The sequence below is a fragment of the Syntrophothermus sp. genome (assembly GCF_013314835.1).
GTDB lineage: Bacteria > Bacillota > Syntrophomonadia > Syntrophomonadales > Syntrophothermaceae > Syntrophothermus > Syntrophothermus lipocalidus.
The window spans coordinates 24706-32932 of record NZ_JABUEX010000031.1 but is presented as its reverse complement, the minus strand read 5'-3'; the positions used below and the strand labels follow the sequence as shown (position 1 = coordinate 32932).

The window sequence follows — 8227 nt, the reverse complement described above, 5'->3', positions numbered from 1 at the left end:
TTGGCGAATATTTAACATGAGACCTCACACTCCTTTAGTTTGACTTTGGGTGTTTTTTTGGGCGAGGTCTCATTTCTTTTTCAGGGGGCTGATCCCCTTCTGGTGCCTACTGAAATTTTACTCGGCCATGAGGGACACAGGTCCCTCATATCGCAAACAGCGACAGTTGTTCGCCTGCCAAACCTGCCTGCTTCTGCGCCCGGCGGCGTATTGTGACTTTGGTGCGGACTGCCGGTACCGGTTCCGCTTCGCCCAGCTTAAACAGCACCAGTTGCCCAAGTTCGGCTGCCTGCGGTTTCCTGCCGTACATCCGTTCCCATTTCGCAGCCGCTGACTCCAGTTTCCGGGCATCTTCTTCGTACAGCCTTTTGGCCAGCGCGACCCGGACGTCCTGAACTGCTTTGCCCATCGACCGCAGCCCTTCTTCGCTCCATTTGCCTTCGATCGACATGGCGGCTTCTAATTTTTCGCCCATAAGCGATAGAGCGTCTGCTTGCATACTGTTATTGTATGCCATGAAGATTACTTTGACATCCTGTTTCTGGAACGGGCGCAGCGACCGGCGGGACGCCTGCCGCAACTGGTACAGGTTGTAGCCGCACTGGTAGAAGATCAGGGTCGGAAAATCGTACAGGTCCAAACCGGTCGATACCAATGCCGGATTACCGATTATTACCTGCGCCCCTTCTTCTACCGCCTTGTTGATCCATTCCATCCTCTTTTCCGGCGATGTGGTTGCTTTTAGCGATACCGCTTTTATGCCCGCTTGAAGCAGTATTTTCTCAATACGCGGCGCCATGTCCCGCGTACCGGTGTACTGCATGTATACAAAACATTTTCTGTTCCGAGCGATTTCTTTCCGGATTATGTCCAGCAGGACTTCTTCTTTTGGGTACAGTACGTCGTCCGACAGGATATCGGGTACGGCAACCAGTTCTTTTGTGTGTGGATGGATTACAGGCTGGGCGTCAAAAGGCGCATCCGGATACGCCAGCCCATTGACCAGATACGACCCCAAAAGGCTCTTGTCACCCCTGGCAAGGTGAGCTTTTACCTGAAGGTGCAGATTGCCAATAAACTGCTGGTACGCTTCGCCAAGCAGGTTGCCCATATTCACCTGCACTACCTGCTCGGTGTATTCCGGCAGCTCTAGATCCTCTATCTCTGACAGCGACAGGAACACGCAGTTCCGCATGAGAAAGTTCGGGTACAGCGATGGCGATATGCCCGGCAGTTCTTTCTGGGTTGTATGCCCTTTGGTTTGCCCGCGCGATGCCCGGTTGTATTCGATTTCATCTTTGTATTTTGTTGTGGTCTCTGTTATGCCGTAGTGTTCTACCCACCGCCGCAGGTCTTTGTATTCGTAGCCTGACTTTTTCATCAACTGCGGGGCAAGCCGCCACAGCAGGTAAAACACGTTCGAGCTTTTCCCGCCAAACAGCGTACCGGTTAACGCTACTTTCTTCTTCACCGCGCTGGCCAGCATCCCCAGGGCGTTCCCCTGCGCGGTGTGGTCGCCTTTTAGTTCGTGCACTTCGTCTATCAACAGCAGGTCAAACCAATTTTTCATCTTTCGTTTGATGTATTCCGCCGGCGGGTACCGCCTCACCTGCATCCCGCCTGTCTTGACCAGCACCGGTTCTTCTTCTGTCGGGAACAGTCCGTCCGCTTCGCTTGTTTTGTATGTTGTTACGTTCGGCGCCCATAAAAATCCGCGGTTGGTTACGCTGCGCGGCGGTTTCTTCTCTTCTGCTTCCGCTTCGATGAGTTTTGCGTCTTCCTGGCAGTGCGGGCAGTAGCTGTTCTTGTTTGTCCGTTTAGCGAACGCTTCTTTGCCCCACGGGTCTATCTCCCCGTCGTCTGCCTTGTTGCCTAAAAGCCGGCCGCAATCGGGACATACCCAACCTTTAAGCCGTTTGCTCCATTTTGCCGCCGGTTTTAAGTAGTACCCCAGCTTGGCTGTCTCTCGGGAAATAATGTAAAATTCATAGCCAGCCGGCTGTTTCGGCGACTCGCGGTGGATCTTGCACAGTTCCGCGTAGTTCCTGATCACTACCGCCTTTGCACCCGGTACGGTTATCTCTATCTCAGTCTTCCATTTGCCTACCAGGTGCGGCGGGCACATGACCAGCACGCGTATCTGCTTCTTTTCAGTGGCCAGCAGGTACGCCAAAGCTGACCCCATCAGGGTTTTGCCTGCCCCTTGTTCAGCTACCAGGAACGCATGGTCCTGTTTCTTCAGCAGTTTGTTCAAAGCTGTTACCACATGCCCCTGCATCCGAAACGGTTTCCTGAGCAGGTCTTTCAAGCCTTCGTGCCAGCCGTCTTTTGCCGGGTCGTGCAGCGGTACGGTCGCTTCCAGCACCTGCCGGTCCAGTTCCTCTTTGTAGGTGAACAGGTAGTCCTCCAGGTTTTTTACCCGCGAAAGTTTCGATTTCTCCGGCTTGAAGTTCCTGGCGTTGTACCCGTTTATGGCAATTTCTCCGCTTTTTAAGCCTTCCTGCACTATCTCCCGCAGCCCTTCTTCCGTCATGTTGAGCAGGGCTGCTGCCAGATTGTGCCTTTTCTCTTTGGTGAAATCTTCAACTTCCAGCTCTTCGATGTACTCTTTTGCTTCGGCTTTTTCCCAGAGGTACGGCAGCCAGCCTTTCAGTACCGGACAGCTGTAGTTTTTATCCAGTGCCTGCCAGAACGATTCCAAAAGGTTGCCGTCCCAGCTGAAAAGCACGGTCTCGCTGTCTCTGCTATCAAACGCTTGCTCGGCTACCAGAATCGCGTGCCCCATCCCGCTCGGGGTTTTTGCCATGAACGATTTGAAACGGTGCTGGCAGTGCAGGCCTACTTTGAACCGCTCTTTTATGTAGTACGGCGCATCGTCGTAGGCAGGATCTCTTAAATACACGAAACGGTTGGTCTGCATTGCCGCGACCAGCCCCTGTACCACCGACACCGGCCCGTAAATTGATATAAAGTACGGGACGTTGCCTTTCCTGGCTACCAAATCGCAAAAGCCGTAAAATGATTCTTTCCCTCCGTAGTATGTTAAATGCCATGCCATTTTTTATGGACGCTTGGCAAAAAGGTTGAGAGGCTTGGGACGCCTCTCAACCTTCGCCTTGAGGCGCCCTCTGCCTCCCTTCTCCGGTCTTCGGTTTTTTACATTAAGTCAAGTATGTTGCCCGCCGGCTCTACTGCCACCAGCTGGGGAACGCGGCTCTCCCGGCTGATTTCCACTATCTGCCCGTCCGGCGTTTCTTCGGTCTCAGTTTCCACTTCTACCCGTTCTGTGCCTTTCAACAAATGGATGTCAGCCCCTTTGCCTACTGCCCCGTTCATGCAGCCGGCTACCAGGAATATCGCTTTGTGCGCCGGGTTTAACGGCATCGGCGGCTGCTCGCGGTTTATCTCCACTACCCCGGACCGCATGACCTCTTTTACTCGGTCGTACAGCGGCGAATACGCCGTTTCTCGATCCACGTCTTTCGGGCGAATTACACGCGGCCGAAATATGCGAAGCTCGCTTTTCGCCGGCGGCACTGCATACAGCGGCGCCGAAGGCGGCAGAAGCGGTTCAAGCTGTTTTTTCGGTATCTGCAAGAGCGCCTGCTCTGTTTTCGGGTTGCGGGCAGGCGTTTCTTTGCGGATCCCGATCAGCACCGTCTGCTTAAACGCTTTGTACTCTTCGTCCAGAAAGCGGCAGACCCGAATCTGTTCGTAGTGCGTCGCCAGCACCCGGCAGATCGAGGGGCTGTAGCGTTCCTGCTGGATGATGTAGATCAAGATCCCGCCCGGCATAAGGTATTTGTGCATGTCTTTGATCCAGAGCAGTTCTTTTCTCTTGGCTTTTGCAAAGATGTCTTCTTTTAAGTCGTAATCATAAGGCGGGTTACAGAGACAGATGGAAAACGCTTCGTGCTGGACTACGCTCGTCTCCCAGGCGTCGTGCAGCACCTGCGTTAAGCGCGACCGGGCTTCCTCAGCCCGGCTTGCGTCCAGCTCTACTCCGTATGTCTGCCCGTTTGTCCCCGCTATGAGCTGTTCCAACGCCAGCCCTTCCCCGCAGCACGGGTCGAGAGCGTAAAACGTTGTGTCTGGGAACGCCAGGTAGCACCGCAGTGTGTCAACAACCTTCGGCGGTGTTGGGTAGTAGCCCATTTTTATTTGTCCTTCTAACCGCATTTTTTTCTCCCCTTTCTTTCTTTCTTAATTTTTTTGAGCGCAGGTTTTGCAGACAAACTGCGGATCATGCCGCAGACCTAGATAGGTCAGGTCGTTCCCGCAGTCCCGGCATTTTTGGTTCAACATGTGCAAACTGATTTTTTCTTTTGCCACTATCGCGTCGTCCGGCCCTTTGGCGTTCGCCCAGGTCGCCCGCAGCACCCGGTAGCCTTCGCTTATTAGAGATGCTACCAGCTCCTGTTCGTACCGCTCAACAAACCGGTTCGGACGGCCGTCAGCGCTGGTGTTGGCGTCTACGTCCAACGCCACGATCACCGTTTTGGGCTTTATTTCCCGTAAGGCTGGGATGAGTCCCCGCCAGTTGCCGACCCCCGGTATCCCCAGCGTCAGGGCGTTCAGCCGGTTGGCTACTATGTACGGCTTGTAGCCCCCTTCGGTGATGTAGACCGTTTGCGCCAGCCGTTTGAGCGGCCAGACTACGTTGATCGGCGTACCAGGCCCCCAGCCGCCTTTGGCTGAACTGGACAGCCAGTGGTACTTTTCGTCCTCCATCCGCTCGTCCAGCTCAATCTGCAAGCCGACTACCTGACCCTTTACGTTCATGTACGGAATGAGGATCCCCGGCTTCCCGCACAACAGCCAGTCGCCGTCTTTGTTTTTTGCAAACCCGGGTATCCCGGTCAGGTCTCCCACTTCCGCTTTGAGTGAGTTAACAATCCTGTCCCGCTTCTTGGCTGACAGGGTGCGAAACCCGCACCTTAGTATGTCGCGCGGGGCAAACCCTCTTTTCTGTAGCCTCTCCCAGTGGCTGTCCGAAAGACGCAGTTTCTTCAACAGCCGCCGGTACACCAGGTCAAGCCGTTCGGCTGAGGCTGTCGGAATTGTCGATTGGCTGGTAATTAATGGGGCAGAATACTTCACCTGCCCGTTTAGGAAATGAATAAACCCCTGGGCGCCGGTGGTGAAGTCTACCGGCCGGTCGCTGGGAATCCGCATGCAGATCGCTATCTTTGAGTTGAACGAACACCAGCTTGTGTGGCCGCAGATCGGGCACGGACGGGCTTTGTTTGTTCTTAGAAATTTCTCGACCGGGTTGTCTAAACTACTCTGATTGATCATTCTCACTCACCTCTTTTTTAAGGGAAAGAAGGGCCTCAATCTTGAGAATAACGTAGCCAAAACACGGTTCTTCCCGGCTTTCTTCGCTGTTTTCAAGATTTATGAATATCGCTGGCATACCGACCCCCCTTTCCTTTAGCGTTGATTCGTGGAAACAAAGAAAGCTGGCAGGAGTTGGGAGATATTGTCGCCAGCTTTCTCGTTCCCGTGCAGAGTTATTTTGTTTAGGCTCGCTGTAGAGCCTGTTTGCTGATTTTTTTCCCCTCCTTTCCGGCACGTTTTTTGTCCGGGCGCAAAGAGCCCGGAAAATATAAAAACCCATTGAAAAACGGCATATGACGCCCTCTTTCAATGGGTTGTTGACAAATTTTTATTGTTTTGTGCGTAAGCCTTCAGCCTGTGAAGGCTTAAATGTTTTAAAAAAAGGGGGTTGGCGTTCCAGGCCAGCCTGTGACCCGGAAAGAGAATGGTTTTAGCGGGATTTGAGTTTATTATACCATTATCCAAGGCTCTGCTCAATACCCTGCGGCATGTTCTTGGTGAATGCCGCGAAGTTTTTATGCCTTACAGGTTCCTTCTAAACTTACTGCGGGTGATGTGGTTATTAGTACCTTCCCAGTTTTCATACCTCATAGGTTCCTTTTTTCGGTGTAGGCTGCCACTTCCCAAACTTGGCTGAGCGGAAAGGGCTGCTGGACGGGGAGGAGAGTTCTTATACCTCATAGGTTCCTTCCAAACTTTCTTTGGCCCCTGTTTTGGCGGCTGTTTTTTACAGTTCTTATACCTTATAGGTTCCTTCCAAATAAACATCCGCTGGCACAATAAAATCACTACCCAGTTGTTCTCATACCTTTTAGGTTCTTTCCAAACAATCTTCAAGCGGTGCGGGAAAACGCCCAGTCAAAGCGAGTTCTCATACCTTGCAGGTTCTTTCCAAACACTGTTCCCTGGACATACTTGGTCTCCACCGGGTGGTTCTCATACCTTATAGGTTCCTTCTAAAAACATAGTGGGTTTTCCGTGGTAACACAATGCCCCATGTTCTCATACCTCATAGGTTCCTTCTAAACTTTTCCCCCTAGGCCCCCATCCACCGCCAGTTGCAGGTTCTTATACCTCATAGGTTCTTTTTAATCCCGTTGCAAATACCTTATGTTTGCTGGTGTTTTGCTGTGTCGTCGATCCCCGGTAGCGCAAAATCTCCTGGAGATCGACGATTATTCCCACGTTAGCACCCTACGCGTATCCCCAGCCCTTTGCTCTTCCGCTTTCTCAAGCTCCCTTAATACCCTGAACCCAAACTTGCTAAGCGGCGGTGGCGTTTTGGTTTTCACCCCTTCTTCCCACCACTCGCGTTTGCCTATCAATATCAGTTTGTCTTTCGCCCGTGTTATCCCAGTGTACAGCAGCTGCCGGTCTATGCCTTCCTGCCCGATGAATACTACCACCGGCCAGCCTCCACCCTGGCTCTTGTGGACGGTTATGCAGTACGCCTGCTCCAGCCAGTACGGTATTTCGTACAGCGTATACGGCACTTCTTTCTGCTCTCCCCTGATTTCGTACCGCACCCAGACCGTTTCCTTGCCCTGGCGGGTTATTACCCCGCGGTAGCCGTTGTATATGTCGATGTTCCGCTCAGGATGCCGGATCGACTGGCGTTCCTTCAAGTCGGCGTAGTCGTTCTCTATGCAGATCACCGGATCGCCCACATAAAGGTTTGTCCCCAGTATCCGTTCCCCGCCCGGGTTCCAGACTTTCCGCAGCGCCGGTACAACCAGTTCCGCGCTCGTCTTCTCAATGTACCGTGTCGGCGATACAAACAGCACCTCTTCTATCCTGTACCCTGCCGATTTCAGCTGCCCTGCCACTTCTTCGATTGGCCCTTCTTCCAGCAGGACCGTTGACTCGCTGTTTTCTACCTCGAATTTGCCTTCGTTCCGTACCGCCCGCGCCAGTTTGAGTATCTGGTCGCCGCTTCGGTAGCTGCCTGCCAGTTCGCATACCGGAATGTGGCCCCCCAGCACGTTTATCAGCATTTTAGGATAGCAAATAATATAAATTTGTTAATAATTTTACTAATACGCTTACTGATCGTTGGACAAAAAAATGGGCAGGTAACGGTTTGAGCCGTTGCCTGCCCACGCTGTTTTTTTATCTTTTTTTGTGTTCCTCCAGGCTTCTTTTTTTGATCAACCATCGCCGGTTTTCTCGACGTGCCTGCAGTTTGCCTTCGTAACACATCTGGAGTACACGGCTGGGTGATACGCCCAGAATTCCAGCAGCGGTCGCTGTGTCTTCCAAGTAGCAGCATAAAAAACAGTGCCCCGGCAAAGCCTGCGCTGCCGCCGATCGCTGCCCCTAACAGGCCTGTACTGAATGTTGCCGGACCAAACCAGCTCCAGCCCCAGTATATACCCAACAGCCAGATAACTAATATAGGAGCTCCGCCCATTAATGCTATGGCTACTGCCACGGCTGCTGCTATCCCATCCCGATACAATGGTTTTTTAATCTGCTCGAAGTACCGTTCGTTGTTTGCTTTTAAACATTCAGGACAGGCCACTATTGTGAAGGCTGCTGCGCAAGATGAACACAGCCCTTTTCCGCAAAACTGGCATATGGCTACCGCCGGTTCGCTCTGATGCCGGTGGCAGACAATTCCCTGACGTCCTGCATGTTGCACAGGTTCTGATGTGATATGTTGTCTCTGCAACCATTGATCATATCTGGCTCGCTTGGCTTTATCTTTTAACACGTCATATGCAGCGTTGATCTCTTTCATCCGCTCTTCGGCTAGGTGGGTCAGCGGGTTGCCCCGATATTTGTCCGGGTGGTATTGTTTCGCCAATTCCTGGTAGGCTGCTTTTATCTCTTCTTCGCCGGCCTGAGGCGATATGCCAAGCATTTCGTAATATGTCGCCATCTTCTT

At 52.5% G+C, this 8227-nt stretch carries 6 protein-coding genes; all 6 read right to left on the bottom strand.

Going from position 1 to position 8227, the window contains the following annotated elements:
- Positions 1-145: 145 nt before the first annotated feature.
- Positions 146-3058: a DEAD/DEAH box helicase family protein gene (locus HPY90_RS10295; RefSeq protein ID WP_287194241.1), complete on the bottom strand. Its 2913-nt coding sequence runs from the start codon at positions 3056-3058 to the stop codon at positions 146-148.
- Positions 3059-3156: 98 nt separating this feature from the next.
- The gene (locus HPY90_RS10290; RefSeq protein ID WP_287194239.1) at positions 3157-4179 is read right to left on the bottom strand and encodes a DUF6094 domain-containing protein; all 1023 of its coding nucleotides are present in this window, start codon (positions 4177-4179) and stop codon (positions 3157-3159) included.
- A gap of 24 nt (positions 4180-4203) precedes the next feature.
- Positions 4204-5298, bottom strand: a complete 1095-nt coding sequence (locus HPY90_RS10285) for a hypothetical protein (protein ID WP_287194237.1) — start codon at positions 5296-5298, stop codon at positions 4204-4206.
- Positions 5282-5416, bottom strand: coding sequence for a hypothetical protein (locus tag HPY90_RS10280; RefSeq protein ID WP_287194235.1), 135 nt, complete (start codon positions 5414-5416; stop codon positions 5282-5284). Before HPY90_RS10280 ends, HPY90_RS10285 begins: the two co-directional genes overlap by 17 nt.
- A 1099-nt stretch (positions 5417-6515) precedes the next feature.
- On the bottom strand, positions 6516-7334 hold the full coding sequence (locus tag HPY90_RS10275; RefSeq protein WP_287194233.1) for an ATP-dependent DNA helicase: 819 nt from the start codon (positions 7332-7334) through the stop codon (positions 6516-6518).
- Entirely contained in the window at positions 7328-8221 is an 894-nt protein-coding gene (locus tag HPY90_RS16350) for a J domain-containing protein (RefSeq protein ID WP_287194231.1), read from the bottom strand. The genes HPY90_RS10275 and HPY90_RS16350 overlap by 7 nt, the downstream gene beginning before the upstream one ends.
- Between the last annotated feature and the right edge of the window lie 6 nt (positions 8222-8227).